Here is an 18,916-nt window from a genome sequence, read left to right as displayed (position 1 = left end):
CTTAAAGAAAGTCGTTGAGCAACTGTGCTTACGGCTTTTACAAGGAGCAGTAGCATATTCTTTATTCACGATATAAATTATTATAACCTCTCAAAAGATGCTCATTAAGCAATAAAAAATAAAAATATATCTAATAGATAAAATTATCAATTTACTGAAATTTAACTCATTATTAACCCAATTATAAAAACTTAAAAACTGTTTTTATATATCTTTATAGTTGTAAGCCTAATGACATTAATTAATAGTTATTTGTTGTCAAGCTAAGTAAAAACTAAAAGGGATTTTATAAAAAATATGACTAGCGGTAATCACGTTATTTTCGTTCACCCAGATGGAACCAGTCCATCTCACTATGCGATCGCCAGATTTGTTCAAGAAGGTCCCGATGGCAGGTTGAATTGGGATAAGTTAGATAATGCTGGTGTGTACCTAGGTCATATGGAAGACCAGCTTGGTGCAACTTCCAACGGTGGTGCTGTTACCCACGCAACTGGTGCGAAAGTCTATGCTGAGTCTTTTGGTTTAGAAGAAGATGGTTCTGAGATTGTGCCGCTCTCTGGTAACGTGGGTAAAACTATCGTTCAGGAAGCAGTAGATGCTGGTAAAGTCACTGCTCTGGTACAATCTGGGGCTATTTACGAACCCGGTACAGCTGCATTTGTAGCCCAAGTTGGTGAGACTATTGATGAAGAGGGAAATCGCACTCCTCCCCGTGGAAGAACTGGTGATATTAGCAAACAAGTAATTGAATCTGGAGTTAATTTTATCCTCGGTGGTGGTGAAGTTACTCTGTTACCAGAAGGTACCAAAGGTTTCCACGGTAGTGCTGAAGAACTAGATGAACTTGGCTCCCGCTTGCAGCGTCCGGATGAGAATTTAATCGAATTAGCTAAGAATAACGGTTACACGGTAGTTTATACCGAGCAAGAACTTAACGATTTGCTCGATCCCTCAAAATATCCAGAACCACCTCAAAAAGTTTTGGGTGTATTCGCTCCTATCCATACCTTTAACGACCGTCCAGAAGAGGTTTTAGAGGAAAGAGGACTACCTTTATATCTGGAAACTGCTCCCACTATTGCCGAGATGCTCGAAGTTACTCAGCAGTTGATGGAGCAGCATCCCAACTTTGATAATGGTTCCATCGCTATTGTTGAAGAAGAAGCAACCGACAACTTTGGTAATAATAACAATGCTTCGGGTACCCTCGAAGCAATGATTCGCAGTGATGCAGCAATTGGAGAAGCCCTTGAATTTGTTGATAAATATCCCAATACACTGGTAATAACTGCTGCTGATAGCGATGCCGGTGGTTTAGAAGTGCGGGACCCCCGCGAATTGGGAGAACCTGTAGGAACCATCAACCAAAATCCTACTACCGAACCTCGTCCGGTTCCTCTTGACGGTGTAGATGGAGCCGATACCTTACCATTTACTGCTGCACCAGATGCTAATGGAGATGTATTTAACTTCGGTATCGGTTGGGTTGGTACTCCTGATTTTCCCGGCTCGATTGTTTCTAAAGCTTCAGGGTTGAATGCCGATAAACTCCCTTCTACGGTAGACAATACCGGGATATATGAGTTGATGTATGAAACCTTATTCGACACCGAACTTGAATCCCGCGTCCCCGCACCGACACCAGCACCGGAAGCCACAAAAGATACAGGGAACGTCATCTTTATTCATCCAGACGGTACCAGCCCTTCCCATTTCATGGCACTGCGAGACATCGATCAAGGTCCCGATGGACGGCTCAATTGGGATAAAATGTCCAATGCAGGTGTATATCTGGGACATATGGAAGACCGGTTAACAGGTACTTCCAACGGGGGAGCGGTAACTCACGCCAACGGAGTCAAGGTATTTAACGAATCCTTTGGTTTAGATAAGAATAATAATCAGATAACTCCTGCTTCTGGTAAAACCGGATTTACGATATTAGAAGAAGCAATTGCAGCCGGGAAAGCCACCGCTCTGATTCAATCTGGAGACTTAGGAGAACCGGGAACCGCTGCTTTTGCTGCTGCAACTACTAACCGTGACGGTGACGATATCCGCGCTCGCGATAAAGCTGCCGAAATCATCGAACAGGTAATCCGTTCGGGAACCGATGTAATTATGGGTGGTGGTGAGTTGTATATGCTACCCATCGGTACCACAGGATTCCACGTCACACCAGAACTAGACGCATCAGAAACCCGTCCCGAGCGTCGTCCCAGCATAAATTTGATTGAACTAGCTGAGTCTTTGGGTTACACCGTGGTATATACCGAAGACCAGATGAACGAAGCTGTCAATAGCGATACTCCCCCGGAAAAGCTGCTTGGTGTGTTTTCTGCCGACGATACCTTTGACGATCGCACAGAAGAAGAACTTGGTTTAAATACCGATACACCATTCCCTTTATACGTTGAGACAGCACCCACCGTAGCAGAGATGCTCGATGCATCTTTAAAAATCATCGAAAAAGACCCCGACGGTTTCTTTGCTGTAGTTGAGGAAGAAGGTACTGATAACTTCGGTAATAACAACAATGCTAGCGGTACAATTGAAGCCATGCGTCGTGCAGATGCAGCCATTGGGGAAGCAATCGATTACATCGACAATCAAGACCCCAACACGCTTTTAGTTACCGCCGCAGATAGCGATGGTGGTGGTTTAGAGGTGTTTCAATTCAAACCTTACGACCGTCCCGAAGGTAATTTTGATGAGGAAAATCCAGAATTATCTTCTCAGCCCGAAGTTCCTTTTATCACCGTTAATCCAACTACTGAAAGAGACACCGTTAATTACCTCGATGGTGTTGATGGAAGTACAGCAAGCGAGGAAAATCCTTGGGTACCATTTTCAGCCAAAGATAGTCTCGACGGGGAAATGGGTGACTTCGGTATTGCTTGGGTGGGAACTCCCGATGTTCCCGGTAGCATTGTCTCTAAAACCTACGGATTAAACGCCGATAAATTACCCAGCACCGTAGATAATACCGGAATTTACGATATTATGTACGAAACGCTGTTCGGTATGACACCTCAAGAAGCAGCAGAGGCAGCACAAGAAACAAAATTAGTTTCAGGAACTGCTGAAGATGATATTTTAGTTGCTGGAATTGATTTTAAAGGTACTCGAAACAGCGTATTTACTGGCGCTGGAGACGACGAAATCGATTTAGCATTCGGTGGAAGTAACAACCGCGTTGATGCTGGAAGCGGCGATGATGTAATTTACTTAGGAAATCAAAACCGCGTACTTGGTGGTGCAGGTGACGATAAATTCTTTGCATCCGGCGGTGATAATATCATCTCTGGTGGTACAGGTTCAGATCAATTCTGGATTGTTGCTGGAGAAATTGCCGAAGCTGCAAATACCATCGTTGATTTTGAAGCAGGTACCGATGTAATTGGTATTTTGGGTAGTGCAAGTTTGGGAATTGATGTTAGTACTTTGGAATTAACTGAAATGGATGGTAGTACTAAAGTTGCATTTGGCGGAAATACTTTGGCAATGCTTAACGGTGTGACTGGATTGGATGTAAACGAGAGCGTTGTATTTGGTTGATGTTTGATTGATAGTTGATAGATAGTTGTGTTGTTCGCGTGATGTTAGGAGACGTAGCAGTGCTACGTCTCTACATTAATTGTCTGTTAAACAAAAAGCCCCCCTTTTAAAGGGGGGTTGGGGGGATCTAAACGGCTGAAATACTTGATTTATCCTTGTTGTTGCCTAAGTCCTAATTAATTTTGTTCCAACCAATTTTTAATTTCTTGTACCAACCAAATAGACTCAGCTTTAGTTAATCCATGACCAAAAGCGTATCTTTGTTTTTGTGTTTTTATTGAGATAAACCAGCTTTCTATTGTGAAATTATCACTAGATGAATTTACATCTTCAATTTCTGTTATACTACCTCCACCGATAAGTTTATTATGCTCATAAATTTCAAATAAATTGTTATGAAAAAGAAGACGGTCTCGAGGCTCGGGTATCATATAAAATGTACCACAAGAACTTAATAATAGGAAAAATGCAGCACTTAATCCAAAAAATATAGATATTATTGATGCACCAATAATATAAAATATTGCTACCAATAAATATATATAATTAACTTCAATCGATGGATATGTAATTGTCAATTTATCTAATGATTTTTCTAACTCAACATTAGTTTTTGATGGTACGATGTCTTTTGCATAATATGATTTTTGACTAAGCTGAATAGAACTATTATCATCATTAAATATACCCGATTGCAGTTCTTTTAAAGCTGTTTTAGCAGTATCAAAACGTTTCTTTAAATCGGGTTCAATAGCTTTTCTCAACCATCTAACTAAATTGGGACTTAAGTTTACTCTATCTGCAAATTGAATTTTAAAATCTTCCTGTGGTAAATCTGCTGGTGGTATTCCTGTAAGTAAATGAATTAAAGTAGTTCCCAAAGCATAAATATCCGAAGCAGCAACTGCTCTACCACCAAATTGTTCTATTGGTGTATAACCGTAAGTTCCAACAACAGTAAACGTACTTCCTTCAACTGCTGCTCTATACTGTACTGCTCCGAAATCAATTAAATATATATGTCCATCTTTACCGCAAATCAAATTACTTGGTTTAATATCGCGATGTAAAACTGGTGGATTTAATTCATGTAAATAAATTAGGATATTTAAAACATTCTTGGCAATTTCTTTAATTTGAGATTCAGTAAATCGCTTTTCTTGTAAAATTAAATCCTTAAAAGAGTTTCCAGGAATATATTCTTGAACTAAGACAAAACCTTTGATTGATTCATTTAGTGGGAAGTAATCGAGATATCTGGGAATATAAGGATGGTTGAGTTGTTTTAATATCTTGGCTTCTCTTTCAAATAATTTGAACTCCTCCCATTGAGTAGCTCCTCGTGTTGACAAAACTTTTACAACAACAGATTCGGTAGGCTTAATTTTTATATCCTTTGCCAACCAAACTTCATGGGCAATATTGTTTCCAAGTTTTTCCTGAATTTGATAGCGCTCTTGTAGAATTTCTCCCGTCTTCAGCATTATTATGAATTGCTTGAGCTTGACTTCTACTTCTAGATTTCCCAATTAAGGAGATTAAATCACAAGAAGAATTAGCAAGGTTCTGCATCAAGTCAACTTTACGGGTTTTCTTCCCCCTCCTTTGCATCACCAAGCAATTTTGGTTTGCTCGATAGGGTAAGGAATGTAGGAAGGATATAAGAATAAACAAGATGGCGCGTTACGGCAATGTCAAATTATTGGTTTTAAACGAATGAATTTGAAGCCGTAGCACACCCGAATATAAATATTTACTGAATCAAACTAGATCTGGAAATACTTCCTGTACTGCTGGATGTACAATTTTGTGATGGTTTACGTTCAATCCTTTAGCTAATGCTGAATTATTAATTAATGCTTTCACGCCTTGATTCGCTAACTGCCGTACATAAGGCAATGTAGAATTATTTAAAGCTTGAGTTGCACTCCAAGGTACGGCTCCTGGCATATTTGGTACTCCATAGTGCAACACTCCTTCTGCTTCATAAACCGGATTTGTATGAGATGTAGGGTGCAAAGTTTCGATACATCCACCTTGATCGACGGCAACATCTACAATTACCGTACCGGGCTTCATTTTTTTGACTAATTCACGAGATACTAAAGTAGGTGCTCGTCTTCCTAAAACTAAAACTGCGCCTATAAGTAAATCACTATTGGGAACAACTTCTTCAATATAAGCAGAATTACTATAAAGCAGTTCAACTCTGGAACCAAATAAAGTCTCTAAATAAGATAAGCGTTCGACATTGATATCCAAAATTTGGACTGTAGCACCCATACCCACAGCAATTTTCGCGGCTTCGGTACCAACCACACCACCACCTAAAATTACTACTTTACCCGGCTTGACTCCGGGAACTCCACCTAAAAGTACACCTCTACCACCTTGTTGACTCTCAAGGTATCTAGCACCAAACTGTACCGAAAGACGACCGGCAATTATACTCATAGGAGTAAGCAAAGGCAATTTATTTGCTCCCGCTTGCTCTACTGTTTCGTAGGCGATCGCCGTTACTCCACAATCAATCAAATGCTCGGTTAATTTCCTATCTGCTGCTAAATGTAAATAAGTAAATAGTAATTGCCCTTTTTGCAAAAATTTATATTCTTCCTTTAGGGGTTCTTTTACTTTTACAATTAATTCACGATTCCAAGCTTCTTGGGAAGTAGTAACAATTGATGCTCCGGCACTCATGTAATCGTTATCTGTAAACCCACCACCTACACCAGCCTGGGTTTCTACAAAGATATTATGACCAGCTTCTTTTAAAACTCTGACGCTCGAAGGACTCAACCCTACTCGAAACTCTCTATCTTTCGTTTCCTTGGGAACACCGATTTCCATGTACTGCCCCTAAATAAATTTACTGCTTTAACATTGCTTTTAATGTAGTCTGTCAATTAAACAGCAGCCATGCTGAATTAATTAATACCAATTGCGGGTTTAATCGCTTAAATTCTCTGTCATAACCTTTGCATCGACCTTTTTGACTATCAATTCTTCTTGTTACGTCATGTAAAAAATAGTAAAATTTTGTAAAAAGTAGTTGAACAAGCTTGATTTTAAATCTAAGTGGTTCAAGTAGTGCAATCGGAATCTACAATTTAGTATTCTCGTAGTAATTTTCATTATCAGGAGTTATTCCCAATGACAGCACAACAACCGCAGCCAACCGTGACACCCAACTTAGAAGAACCAAAGCTGGGCTTTAATGAATATGCGGAACGTTTGAATGGTAGAGCCGCGATGATTGGTTTTGCGATTATAGTGGCAATAGAATGTATTACCAATCAAGGTGTTTTAGCGTGGTTGGGACTAAGATAGTTTTGAGCAGAAATATCAAAAGTTTGGGTTATATTTTTTAGAAAGGAACGGGGAATCCTAATAAATTGGGTAGATTTGAAGGCGGATGTATTTTTGTGGAAGCTATATATACATCTCATTTTTTTGATTAGTAAAACCAGGAACTTATACTTTTTCATGGTAGACAGGATGTTTTCCATTCCCCGTTCCTATTTGTATGGCACTGTTTAACTTACTAGCCTAACTCGAACCAGCCAAGATTGCCCGGTAAAGCTAGAGAGAGGGGAGAGGGGGAGAAAAAACTTCGTTATCTCCTTATTCACTCCCCATAGTTTCATTGCTAGACTACTAGCATTCGCCACGATTTAAATTTTAGAGACATAGGTACTAGAACCAGATTTATAAAGGTACAATTTATTTTTGATAAATTTCTATTAATAGCTAACAAGGTTTCTTGAAAGTGTTATTCTAAACTTGCAATAAAATATAAGCGTGAGGCATAATAACTTAACTTCAAAAATCTAAACTTTCATTCAATTTGAGGAATTCCTCCCTTGCAGATTGAATAAAATTATAATAGTATTGATGCTTTCATATAAAGCGCTTATATGCCATATCGTTATATTAGTAAAAATATACTAAAGGGGAACTGAAAACACGCTATTATGAATGCTGTATTTCCTCGTATTGTAAAATCAGCCTACCGTAAAGAACCGCTAATTACCATATTAATCACCATGGGAATAGTGGATGCGCTTATAGGCGGATTAGATGACAGCTGGGCATTGTTTATTTTTGGCTTAGGAACTGCTGGAACAGCTTTAATTATAAGGTGGTTGCGAATTCAGCAACGCCCCGATTTGCAAAATGCGGATGAATCAGTTAAACAACTGTATCTACCTACTAATTCATCCAATTCATCTTTGCCAATGCTGAGTATAAATAAGAAGAAGCCGCCTCAGTAATAAATAAGCTTAATGGGGGATTTGTAAGTATAATTCGTAATTCGTAATTCGTAATTCGTAATTAATTCCCCATAAATGGAATTTAGGGGCTTTAACAGAGTATAGTCCACGGATGAATCCGAAGAGAAGTTCGTTGGCGGGGTTCCCCCGCTTAAAGAAACTTCGGGGCTTTAAACCGAAAAAATACTTGGTAAAATAATCTGGAGGCGTTGTACTATAACGTCTTTAGGATTATTTAGAAAAAAATATCAATTATTGAAAATACTTGTCTATTGGCAAAGCCTGAATGTAAGGGGCAAAATAGATTTCAAGGAGGGGCAACCCTCCTTTATGCTTTTTAAGAGTATTTGCTTAGAATTGCCAACTATGAAAATTGTTCGTCATTATTTTATAAAGCCTAAGTTTATAAAGCCTAACTTGACTAATTTAGCTGTATCTAAAATATTTGTAGTAAAAAAAATCTGTGCTGTATTAATTGGTGCAGCAGGATTTACAAGTATTACGCAGTTAGCATTAACCACACCTGCCGCTTCTGAGGTAACAGTAAAGTCAGTTGCTGCCAATAATTTTACCAATCCTCAATTAAGCCATACATTTAAAGGGCATAAAGGAGCCGTTAAATCTGTAACTTTTAGTCCCGACGGTAGAATGCTTGTCAGTGGTGGTTCTAATAACGATGGTATTATTCGCTTATGGAATTTAAAAAAGAGAAAACGCTTGGGTGAGATTAGCAAAGCCCATCAAGAATCTATACAATCTTTATTAATTTCGCCAGATGGTAAACATTTAGTCAGCTGTAGCACCGACAATTCCGTCAATATTTGGAGTTTAGAAAATTACAAATTTATTCGTTCCTTCCGGGCACATAGAAGTAACGTACTTTCATTAGCAGTAACTCCAGACAGTAAAGTTCTTATCAGCGGCGCTTTAGATGGAATCCGGGTATGGGATTTATTGCAACAACGTCCATTAGGCACAATAACAAAGTTTGATAATTTAATTCACACGGTAGCTATTAGCCCTGATGGTAGAACATTAGTAAGTGGCGATCATAAAGGGGTTGTAAAATTATGGGATTTACAGTCTGGGAGATTAATTCGCGGATTCAAAGCTCACAAGAGGGAAGTTACAGCCATAGAATTTACTCCCGATGGAAATCATGTTATCAGCGCTAGCCGCGATCGCAGCGTCAAAATGTGGGACTTTAATTCTGGGGAAGTACAGCAAACTTTTAACGGACATATTAACTCAGTAATTGCGATCGCGGTTAATCCAGATGGCAAAACTCTTGCTAGCGGTGGTAAAGACGGAATAAAAATCTGGGATTTGAGTACGGGTAATTTGTTGAGTCAGCTTTATGGGCATTCAGATTGGGTAAGTTCCCTTGCTTTTAGCCCTGATGGAAAAATGCTTGCTAGTGGTGGTTTTGATAAAACAGTACGTCTTTGGGAAAGTAAACCGCCAACTTTGAATGCAAGATTAAAAATGAAACTGTCACAATAAAGCAGGCATATTCAGTAGTAAAAATTATCAAAATCTTTGTGAGACGGGTGCTTCTACCCGTCTTATTTAATATCTTATTTGATTAGGAAATGACAAATGTTTATCCGAACATGATATTAATCGGAAGCATAATTATAAATTCCGTACCTTGTCCAAGTGTAGAATTACAGGTAAGTTTTCCACCATGTTTTTCTACGACAATTTGATGGCTGATAGATAATCCCAATCCCGTTCCTTTGCCAACTTCTTTAGTTGTAAAAAAGGGGTCAAATAACTTACTGAGTACTTCATCGGCAATCCCCTTACCATTATCAGAAATGCTAACAGATATCCATTGATTATCTATAGCTGTAGTGGTGATACGAATTTGAAAAGGTCTAAAAATATCTTTGTCTTGCTGATATTTATTTTTATAACTTATATCCTCGGCTGCCCATACTTTATTACTTATCTGTTCTTCTAAAGCATCGATTGCATTAGTTAAAATATTCATAAAAACCTGATTTAGTTGACCGGGATAACAATTTATTTCTGGTAAACTACCATATTTTTTAATCACTTCAATTGATTTTTGATTAGTTTGAGACTTTAAACGACTTTGCAAAATCATCAAAGTACTATCAATACCTTCATGAATATCTACTTGTTTAATTTCAGCTTCGTCTAGGCGAGAAAAAACTCTCAACGAGGTAATAATTCCTTGAATGCGTTCGGTACCTACTTTCATTGAGTCAACGATTTTAGTAAAATCTTTTTTGATAAAATCTAGCTCTTCAAAGTCGATATCCGACTGAGTTTTTTCTAGGGGATTGGGATATTGCTCTTGATATACTTCAATTAATTTAAGTAGAGCTTGACTGTATTCTTCTACATAACTCAGATTTGCATGAACAAAGTTAACAGGATTATTAATTTCGTGGGCAATACCTGCTACCATTTGACCCAAACTAGACATTTTTTCATTATGCACAAGCTGAATCTGAGTTTTTTTAAGCTGACTCAATGTTTCTTCTAAATTAGTTATAGCTGTTTCTAAACGATCTGATTGAGTTATAGTAGATTGTTCGGAAACATTTAATAATTGATTTAAAGTAGCAATTTGGGAATTAAGGTTTTGTAAGATATTTTTTTCTTCTATTGCAACTGAACGACATTTATTAAAGACTTTTCTCTCATCGAAAGATATAATTGCTGTTTTGATGTTCAATGCCAAAGGACGTATTAATTCTATGATTGTTTGCGAAACGACTACTTTTAAAAACATCAATATTGTAAACATATTACCAGAGGGTAATAATCCGCCAAATCCAATCACAGATTTGACTCCAAATGGAATTACAAATGAATCCTGAGCCGGGATATACGGGCTACCCAAAGCATTTTTAATATAAAATACGTTATACATCCGCTGTTCGCTATCCATCAATAAATCAGTCGCTGGCTGTAAAATTGTTCCCGGATTTAATCCTAATTGTGTAATTAATTGAGAAATCATCGGTATGCTATGTATAGCATCCTCATTTGTAAGTGGTATTGCTTTGTGCCCTAAAGATGTATGACGAGAATTCCAGTCTGGTAATTCACCAGCAGTCGCAAGTAAAGTTAAGCATTTTAAATTATCTGCTATTTGACTTTCATTAATATCGTTGCCTAATATATCTCGCACATGTTGTTTTAATTCCGGAGTTAGTTTTCCGTAAGCATGGGTTTTGAAAAAACGCACGAGAATACAGGATTTTTCTTTAGTCTCTTGATTAATAAAATTTTCGTGAAAATATTTGATAATTAAATTACTAGCATCTTCCATGCAATTAGCTTTCTGTGCGATTTGTCGTAGCGCTAAACCGCACTCAGACATATCTCTAAGAGTAAACTTGGTTAAGTCGTGCATAATATATAGATTTTTCCTGAATTAGAACTTTACATATGAGCATCTTTTATATCGATAGATAAAGCTTACTTATACCGACACAATTATCGATAAACCTAGAGAAACCAGATGTCTGACATTACCGCAGGATGTGTACTTAGCAATTAGATTTTGTTAATCAAATTGTTGCCAGCAATGAGAGATTTATTAACTTAAAACTTTACCTAAGTCAGAAATACAAAAATATTTAATTGTTTTGTAATCTTAGTTTGCCCATTTCGAGGGTTTTTCTATCAAAATCGCAATTATTGCGGATAAATCTGGGGGGAATAGCTGTAAAGGTAGTTACCGTAGGAGAAGACAACAAAACTGCCTGTTCGTAAAATTTGGAGAGAAGCAGCAATAGCAATATTAAGTTGCCATCATGTAGAAATGAATTGCGGTATTAAGATGCAGTCCTGATGTTAAATGTAGATGCACTTAACTTATGTCGTCAGCCAAACTGGCAACATTGTAACGCGATTTGGGTGTAATAGAGCGTATACGTCGAAATTTTCTCTTAGATCCAAGATTATTTCGACTAAAAAACCCGTCTGGATTATCTTTAGATTTGTGAAAACACGACTTTCTCAAAAGCGGCTTTAAAAAAATTGCCGCAAGAATTCAGATATTTTTAATACCTTGATAAGGTTAATTAAATCAGGAATGGCCGCAATTGTCACAATGCCCATTTGGTGCGTGACACTGAAAACATTGTTACTACGTTCACAGTTACTTAAAGTGTCACAGCACCCTACAAGAAAAATGTGTCGGTTGCGTAAGTCCTATAAATAATTAATATTGAAAATTATTATTTAAATACTTGTATCGCTTTTATCAAATATCATCTTTACTGACATCAGAACGGGAAACAATTGTATACCCGCTTGTTCGACAAACAAATTTATACATACTCCAACATAAAAAGCAATATTCAATAAATTGTAAAATCTCAATTAATTTTGTCAAAAATAGCTCTTTGTAGGTAGTTTCTGGGTTATGAAATCAACATCTTATTTTCTAACTTAGAGATAAGTAGGTGAACAAAAATATTTACCGTCATTATTCGCTGCGCGTTCACCTTTATGTGTTCCCGAAGGGTAGTAATCCCAGCCCTTGCGGTTGCTCTCTCCCTCCGGGAGACGCTTAGTCTAACGACTCACTTCGTGAACGCTAACGTTTCACTCCGTTTCACTCGCTTCGGACAATGTGTAATTAATTTTGTTTAATTACTTATATACAAGTTTCAAAAGATACTCAAAATTAAAGATAAGATGAAAACTGAAAAATCGAAAAATAATATTAATAACTTATTTTCAAAAAGAAAGTTGTTTTTGCAGGCTTTACTTTCAGTCAGCACCGCATTAGTTATAACTAACTCACCTGCACAAGCATTAAAGTTTAATTTCAGCTATGCACCTGGAACGACTTACGAGCAAATGCTTGGTTTCGAGATGGCTGGTAAGTATTGGTCAAATCATTTGACAGATGATGTAACTCTAAATATATTTGTCGAGTCAACCGGCATGTTACCCGAGAATGTGATTGGTGGGGCGCTACCGGGAATGACGCAATTCCAACATCACCGAGACTTCCGAAGCGCTTTTGCAGAAGATATCACCTCAATAGCAGATGAAAATGCTTTGAATAGTATCAACACAGATAAAGATGGTAACAAATATAGCATCATGGCTGATGGAACTGTATTTAAAAACATGAAGGAAGTCAACCTCACCCGTGCTAGCGCTAAAGCTTTAGGAAAAATATCGGCAGATGATGCAGGTTTAGATGGTTATATCTTGATTAGCGACCTTAGCAACTTAACAGCACAGTTATCTTGGAATCAAAATTATCAAAGCAATAATATTGCTGAAGGTACTTTAGACTTATTTAGTATGGCCGTACACGAGCTAGGACATACTCTTGGCTTTGTAAGCTCTGGAGACGATCCAGGATGGATGAATGCTGTCAAACAAGAAAGAGGAAGAGGTAAAAAAGTCAAAGCTGATAAAGCACAGGGACATGTAACTCTTCTTGATTTATTCCGCTATTCCGATCGAAGTACTTCATCTCATAAGACAGCAGATAAAAAACTAGGAATGGCTGATGTCTCAGTTGGTGGAAATCCTTTCTTCTCTATTGATAGGGGAAAAACAAATATGGCTGAATTTTCCACAGGAGAAGATGATGAGCTATTAGGGGGTGATGGATATCAATCAAGTCATTGGAAACAACAAAGTAATATTTTAGGTATTATGGACCCCACTCTCGGTATAGGACAAAGGAGACAAGTTACAAATCTGGATTTGACTGCAATGGATGTATTGGGTTGGGATGTACAGCAGGGGAATGTTGATATTACAGCTTTGTACAACGATGCACAGATAGAACTTTTACAAAAATCTGGGATTTCCCTTACACCATCCGAGTGGATAGATGAGGATGGAGACAATAAAGATGACCGGGGTGAATTACTAAGCGAAATGATTCGAGAAAGCGGTCAAATTTACAAGTGGGGCTGGAATGGCTATAAGTGGGGTTGGAATGGTTATTGGTGGGGCTGGAATGGTTATTGGCAATCTCACAAGGAACTTGAACAAGACGGTTTTTGGCAAAATGTAGCTTTCCAAAAAATGGATTTTGATACAACAAGTTCTGTGGATATCAAATCAACTCCCGAACCTACTTCTTTACTGGGGTTGCTGGGATTAAGTTTGTTTGGAATTATTTCACGCGCTCATAATTGTCTCTATCGCAAGAAAGATGACAAATACATTAACATTTAAAAGGCTTAACTCAAGAAAGTAAAAATAGCATTGTGCTCTACCGTTTACCTTTAGTTATTTGACAGTTGAAAATAAAATATATCCGATTCGTTACATTTTTATGTGGATATACAGTAAATATACTAATAATTAAAGCTTCATTTTTATTTTAAAATATATTATTCAAAACAGTTAAAATTAATTTTTAAAAATTGCTTGTAAATAATCATACATTTACCTACTTGTTTTAAATTAACTTTACAGAAATAACATTACAAAAAAATATTTTTTGCAAAATTATAAATTTTGTCTAAAAATCTTAAATAAAGCTGTTTATTAAGTAATTTCTTGGTTTTTAAGCTATCTCCGATGCTCTAGTTTAGATATTAATCAAACAGATACATCTACTAATAAACTGGGAAAAATGAAAACTAATAATTTCAGAAATGGCAATCATAAACTGTTCTCTGCAAATAAGTTTATTTTGCGAACATTGTTTTCTATCAGTACTGCATTAGTGGCTATCATTTCTCCTGTAACAGCATTTGGCTTTGAGATTAATAAATCTGTGGATATAGACACAGAAATAGAGTTTTCAAATTTATCGTTAGATTTAGATTTAGATTCATTTAATATCGATTCGGAAACTGAGACAGAAATACTTACAACAGATTTTAACTATCAATATAGTAATTTACCTGATATTTTACCTAGCATTCAATCAACAACTCCATCGAATGTCTTATCAGAAATAACGAAAACAGAGGCTGACTCATACATTGATTATCTTTCCCGTTTACCCAACTTAAATATAGATACATTAATTAATGATTCGGAAGATATTTCTCTACCTAATGCTACAAACGCATTAAAGTTTAATTTTACTTATAGCTCAGAAGTTAGCCAAGAACAAATTTTGGGTTTTGAAATGGCCGGTAAGTTTTGGTCTAATTATATAAAAGATGATGTAACTCTAAACATATCTGTTGATGCAACAAATGATTTACCCGAAAATGTAATCGGGGGAGCATTACCGGGTATGGAGTCATTTGATTACAGTAACTTTCGGAATAAATTTGAGCAAGACATCCGTTCCCAGGCAGATTTTAATGCTTTCAATAGTTTCAATACAGGTGTAACAGGAGAAGATTTTCATGTGATGGCTAATGGAGAAGAAATCACAGGAATCAATCAAATTAATATGACTCGTGCGAATGCAAAAGCTTTAGGATTGATATCTGCACAAGATACACAGTTGGATGGCTATGTGATGATTAGTAATTTAAACAATCTCAGTGGAAAATCTTCTTGGAATTACGATTTTCAAAATTACGGTGTCCCTGAAGATAAATTAGACTTTTTCAGCATGGCAGTACACGAATTAGGACATGTTTTAGGTTTTGTAAGTTCTTTGGATAACGCACAGTTTAGAGACGATTTAAGTGAAAGCAAAATCAACAATCAAAAAATTGATGCTGAAAAAATTAATCAAAGTATTACTCTACTAGACTTGTACCGTTATTCCGATACAAGTAAAGAATTTACTCACAGTGTAGATGGCAAAAATGGAATTGCTGACTTATCTATTGGCGGTAATCCTTTTATGACTAATAACCGAGGTATTAGCCAAATCGCTAGTTTTTCTTCTGGGGAAGATAGCAATTTAGGTGGTGATGGCTATCAAGCAAGTCACTGGAAGCACAACAGGGATATCCTAGGAATTATGGACCCATTATTAGGATTGGGGAAAAAGAGAAAAACGACTTCTAACGACCGCATGGCAATGGATATCTTAGGTTGGGATATAGATGCTCAAGCAAATACTAGTCCATTCGATTTGTTAGATGATGTAACTGGTTTTCTGATGAATTCGAGTAGTTCAAGCGTTGCATATTCTATAGAAAATTTCTGGCAGGATATATATTCTCAAGCTAGTACTTCGCTCAATGAGAGAATCGCATTTGCTCGTGCAGATTCAAATTCCAGCGATTTTTATGAAGGAATAAATCGAATGCTAGAAGATAGTAATGAATTTTATAAATGGGGTTGGAATGGCTATTACCAAGAATTTACTACATCCGATGTGTCTGGATTATGGCAGCATATGTCATGGCAGAAAGTGAATTTAGGAACTTCCAGTTCTGTAGAAGTTAAATCAACTCCGGAATCTGGCTCTTTATTCGGATTGTTGGGATTAGGTTTATTCGGGATAATCTATCGTTCTCAGGGTTTTCTCGGTCGCAAGCGTAATTTTAAGTAAATAAAATATATCAGCATCTAAGCTGTTATGACAGAGAGAAAATAAATGCGCTCTACCACTTATTCCGATTGGTCTTTCGGGTTGAAACAATTCTTATTACTGATTGGTATTTCTCCGTTGATTACAGTAACGTTACCAGTATCAGCTCAAACCAGAATAACTGGTGATGCAACTTTACCTACACCGACTAAAATTAACAATCTAAAAAGTGGAATATACGAAATTACTGGTGGAAGCAGACCTGAAAACGCTGTAAATCTCTTCCACAGTTTGCAAGAATTTTCTATCCAATCTGGAGATACTGCACGCTTTACTCATGATGCTGCAATTAAAAATATTCTGACACGAGTCACTGGTGGCTCGGCTTCTAATATCAACGGTACAATTCAAACTTGGATTGATGGGGTTAAACCAAGTACAGCAAATTTATTTCTGATTAATCCCCAAGGAATTATTTTTGGTCAAGATGCAATACTAAATATTGGTGGTTCGTTTATTGGTTCAACTGCTCAAACAATAAAGTTTGCTGACGGAGCAGAATTTAGTGCTATCAATCCTTCATCTCAATCTCTGCTTACTATCAGTGTTCCTATAGGTTTGCAACTTGGTTCTCAGCCTAATAGTTCTATAAATATTAACGGTTCTGGTAATAATTTAAAAGTAAGCCCAGCAGATTTTTCTATAGATAGAAGTAACCGACCTTCTGGGTTAAACTATCAGAATTCCAGTAATCAAATTTTAGCTCTGATTGGAAACGAAATAATCCTAGATGGAGGAAATATAACTTTTCCTGCGGGTCAGATTGAGCTATGGTCGGTAAATCAAGGTGAAATTACTTTAGTTAATAAAAATAGTAATTTAGAGTTAAAAGCAACTCAAGGAATTGAATACGGTAATATAAATTTGTTCAACGCTGCTTCAATAGATACTAGTGGTACTAGCGGTGGAAGCATTCAAATAAAAGGTAAAAATATTAGTCTTCAAGATGCTTCGGTTATTATTTCCGATACCCTTGGTAGTGGTTCCGGAGGAGAAATAAATATTTTTGCATCGGAATCTATAGCTGTGAAAGGTTTTGCTTTACAACCTAATAATCAAGTTTTCAGCAGTATATTAGCTGATGTTGCCACTGGAGCAAGTGGAAATGGCGGTAAAATCAACCTTGAAACTAAGATTTTACAAGTAGAAGATGGTGGTCAAATATCGAGCGGTACTTTTGGTAGTGGCAATGCTGGAGAACTGAACGTAAAAGCTAAAGACATACAAATGAGTGGTTTCTCACCATTTGGACCAAGTGCGATCGCAACTCCTGTAGCACCAGGAGCAACTGGTAATGGTGGAACTTTAACTATTAAAACTGATAGCTTGCAACTTACTAATGCTGCCCAGATATTTTCCAGTACTTTTGGCTTTGGGAAAGCAGGAGATTTAAAGATAAAAGCTGAAAATATAGAACTTAATGGAGGAATACCGCAAGGTCCAAGCAGTATTGTGACAGCAGTACAGAAAATACCAGGAGCACCAGATTTTTTGGGTACGGGTAAAGGTACAGGTGGTGACTTGAATATTGAAACCGGAAGCTTGCGAGTTATAAATGGCGCTCAAATATCGAGTAGTACCTCAGGTTCGGGAACTGCTGGAAATTTACAAATTAAAGCCGATTCGGTGGAATTAACTGGCTCAAATGAATTTGGTCGTAGCGGTTTATTAGCAAATGCCGTAGTAAGCAACGGTGAAGGTGGAGATTTAGATTTAACTACCGACAAGTTAATTATCCGCGATCGAGCAGCTATTAATGCTAGTAATTTCCTCAGTAGCGACCCCGAAAATTTACGCGGTTTGGCTGGTAGTGGCACTGCGGGAAATATTAATGTTAATTCCCCTTTTATTTTATTGGAAAATCAAGGGACAATTACCGCAAGTACTAATGCTGGTGATAAGGGTAATATCAATATTGAATCTGAAAATCTACAATTATTCCAAGAAAGCAACATTACCAGCAACGCTCGCAATAGTTCCAATGGCGGTAATATTTTTATCGATACCGATACTTTAGTCGGTTTCCAAAATAGCGATATTACCGCGAATGCTACCGAAGGTTTTGGCGGACAAGTAACTATTAATGCTCAAGGTATTTTTGGAATTGCACAACGTTTTCAACTAACTCCCGGAAGCGATATTACTGCAAGTTCCAACCGAGGCGCAGAATTTAATGGTGTAGTAGAGCTAAATACTCCCGATATAGATCCCAATTCTGGAGTTAATAATTTACCTGCGACTGTTGTTGATGCTGATAATTATGTAAGCGCTGGATGTGCGGCACAACAGGGAAATAACTTTCTGATTAGTAATAGGGGTGGTTTACCGCACAATCCCACAACAATTTTAAGGGGTGCAAATTTATGGTTGGATTTACGAACTGCTTCTAAAAAAGGAGAGAAAGTTTCTAGTTCTGATGTGAGGAATTCAAAGCCAGCCATTGTGGAAGCTACCGGATGGGTAAGAGGTAAAGACGGGGAGTTGTATTTAGTTGCAAACAATCAAATGGGCGGTGGCGTTGACAATCAATCGGCGTACCAAGCACTAAGCTGTAGGGGTGTTTAGTCATTTAGGAATAAAAAAATCATGTTTCTTCTTGGTAGGG

10 protein-coding genes are annotated in these 18,916 nt (G+C 37.2%); 7 read left to right on the top strand and 3 right to left on the bottom strand.

From position 1 onward, the window contains the following. Positions 1 to 297: 297 nt before the first annotated feature. Positions 298 to 3,561 (top strand): alkaline phosphatase, encoded by a 3,264-nt coding sequence (locus RIV7116_RS28955; protein WP_015121889.1) that lies wholly within the window; start codon positions 298 to 300, stop codon positions 3,559 to 3,561. A gap of 176 nt (positions 3,562 to 3,737) precedes the next feature. Here the strand turns inward: RIV7116_RS28955 and RIV7116_RS28950 are convergent, their stop codons facing one another. Beyond that, entirely contained in the window at positions 3,738 to 5,045 is a 1,308-nt protein-coding gene (locus RIV7116_RS28950; protein WP_015121888.1) for a serine/threonine-protein kinase, read from the bottom strand. A gap of 277 nt (positions 5,046 to 5,322) precedes the next feature. Beyond that, on the bottom strand, positions 5,323 to 6,411 hold the full coding sequence (gene ald / locus RIV7116_RS28945; RefSeq protein WP_015121887.1) for an alanine dehydrogenase: 1,089 nt from the start codon (positions 6,409 to 6,411) through the stop codon (positions 5,323 to 5,325). A gap of 303 nt (positions 6,412 to 6,714) precedes the next feature. Here ald and RIV7116_RS36650 point away from each other — a divergent pair, with 303 nt between their 5' ends. The 3 genes from RIV7116_RS36650 to RIV7116_RS28930 all read left to right on the top strand — a co-directional run bounded on the left by RIV7116_RS36650 (position 6,715) and on the right by RIV7116_RS28930 (position 9,338). After that, on the top strand, positions 6,715 to 6,891 hold the full coding sequence (locus tag RIV7116_RS36650) for a hypothetical protein (RefSeq protein WP_015121886.1): 177 nt from the start codon (positions 6,715 to 6,717) through the stop codon (positions 6,889 to 6,891). A gap of 644 nt (positions 6,892 to 7,535) precedes the next feature. Continuing rightward, positions 7,536 to 7,835 carry a hypothetical protein gene (locus RIV7116_RS28935; RefSeq protein WP_015121885.1) on the top strand — a complete coding sequence of 100 codons (300 nt, stop codon included), beginning with the start codon at positions 7,536 to 7,538 and terminating at the stop codon, positions 7,833 to 7,835. A gap of 366 nt (positions 7,836 to 8,201) precedes the next feature. Then, positions 8,202 to 9,338 carry a WD40 repeat domain-containing protein gene (locus RIV7116_RS28930; RefSeq protein ID WP_157229345.1) on the top strand — a complete coding sequence of 379 codons (1,137 nt, stop codon included), beginning with the start codon at positions 8,202 to 8,204 and terminating at the stop codon, positions 9,336 to 9,338. A gap of 100 nt (positions 9,339 to 9,438) precedes the next feature. Here RIV7116_RS28930 and RIV7116_RS28925 read toward each other — a convergent pair whose 3' ends face one another. Then, positions 9,439 to 11,229: a sensor histidine kinase gene (locus RIV7116_RS28925; protein WP_015121883.1), complete on the bottom strand. Its 1,791-nt coding sequence runs from the start codon at positions 11,227 to 11,229 to the stop codon at positions 9,439 to 9,441. A gap of 1,292 nt (positions 11,230 to 12,521) precedes the next feature. On the opposite strand from RIV7116_RS28925, the gene RIV7116_RS28920 reads away from it, so the two are divergent. The 3 genes from RIV7116_RS28920 to RIV7116_RS28910 all read left to right on the top strand — a co-directional run bounded on the left by RIV7116_RS28920 (position 12,522) and on the right by RIV7116_RS28910 (position 18,876). Further along, positions 12,522 to 14,033, top strand: coding sequence for an NF038122 family metalloprotease (locus RIV7116_RS28920; RefSeq protein ID WP_015121882.1), 1,512 nt, complete (start codon positions 12,522 to 12,524; stop codon positions 14,031 to 14,033). Between the two features lie 403 nt (positions 14,034 to 14,436). Continuing rightward, positions 14,437 to 16,272, top strand: coding sequence for an NF038122 family metalloprotease (locus RIV7116_RS34295; protein ID WP_015121881.1), 1,836 nt, complete (start codon positions 14,437 to 14,439; stop codon positions 16,270 to 16,272). Positions 16,273 to 16,317: 45 nt separating this feature from the next. Then, on the top strand, positions 16,318 to 18,876 hold the full coding sequence (locus RIV7116_RS28910; RefSeq protein ID WP_015121880.1) for a filamentous hemagglutinin N-terminal domain-containing protein: 2,559 nt from the start codon (positions 16,318 to 16,320) through the stop codon (positions 18,874 to 18,876). Positions 18,877 to 18,916: the final 40 nt, after the last annotated feature.

The sequence above is a fragment of the Rivularia sp. PCC 7116 genome (assembly GCF_000316665.1).
In the GTDB taxonomy this organism is placed as follows: domain Bacteria; phylum Cyanobacteriota; class Cyanobacteriia; order Cyanobacteriales; family Nostocaceae; genus Rivularia.
The sequence above is the reverse complement of the archived record's forward strand: the minus strand, read 5'-3'. Positions and strand labels throughout refer to the sequence as shown.

Excerpts from the sequence above, each read along its gene's own strand:
- RIV7116_RS28955 (WP_015121889.1), top strand. The coding sequence starts at position 298 with ATGACTAGCGGTAATCACGTTATTTTCGTTCACCCAGATGGAACCAGT.
- RIV7116_RS28950 (WP_015121888.1), bottom strand. The coding sequence starts at position 5,045 with ATGCTGAAGACGGGAGAAATTCTACAAGAGCGCTATCAAATTCAGGAA.
- ald (WP_015121887.1), bottom strand. The coding sequence starts at position 6,411 with ATGGAAATCGGTGTTCCCAAGGAAACGAAAGATAGAGAGTTTCGAGTA.
- RIV7116_RS36650 (WP_015121886.1), top strand. The coding sequence starts at position 6,715 with ATGACAGCACAACAACCGCAGCCAACCGTGACACCCAACTTAGAAGAA.
- RIV7116_RS28935 (WP_015121885.1), top strand. The coding sequence starts at position 7,536 with ATGAATGCTGTATTTCCTCGTATTGTAAAATCAGCCTACCGTAAAGAA.
- RIV7116_RS28930 (WP_157229345.1), top strand. The coding sequence starts at position 8,202 with ATGAAAATTGTTCGTCATTATTTTATAAAGCCTAAGTTTATAAAGCCT.
- RIV7116_RS28925 (WP_015121883.1), bottom strand. The coding sequence starts at position 11,229 with ATGCACGACTTAACCAAGTTTACTCTTAGAGATATGTCTGAGTGCGGT.
- RIV7116_RS28920 (WP_015121882.1), top strand. The coding sequence starts at position 12,522 with ATGAAAACTGAAAAATCGAAAAATAATATTAATAACTTATTTTCAAAA.
- RIV7116_RS34295 (WP_015121881.1), top strand. The coding sequence starts at position 14,437 with ATGAAAACTAATAATTTCAGAAATGGCAATCATAAACTGTTCTCTGCA.
- RIV7116_RS28910 (WP_015121880.1), top strand. The coding sequence starts at position 16,318 with ATGCGCTCTACCACTTATTCCGATTGGTCTTTCGGGTTGAAACAATTC.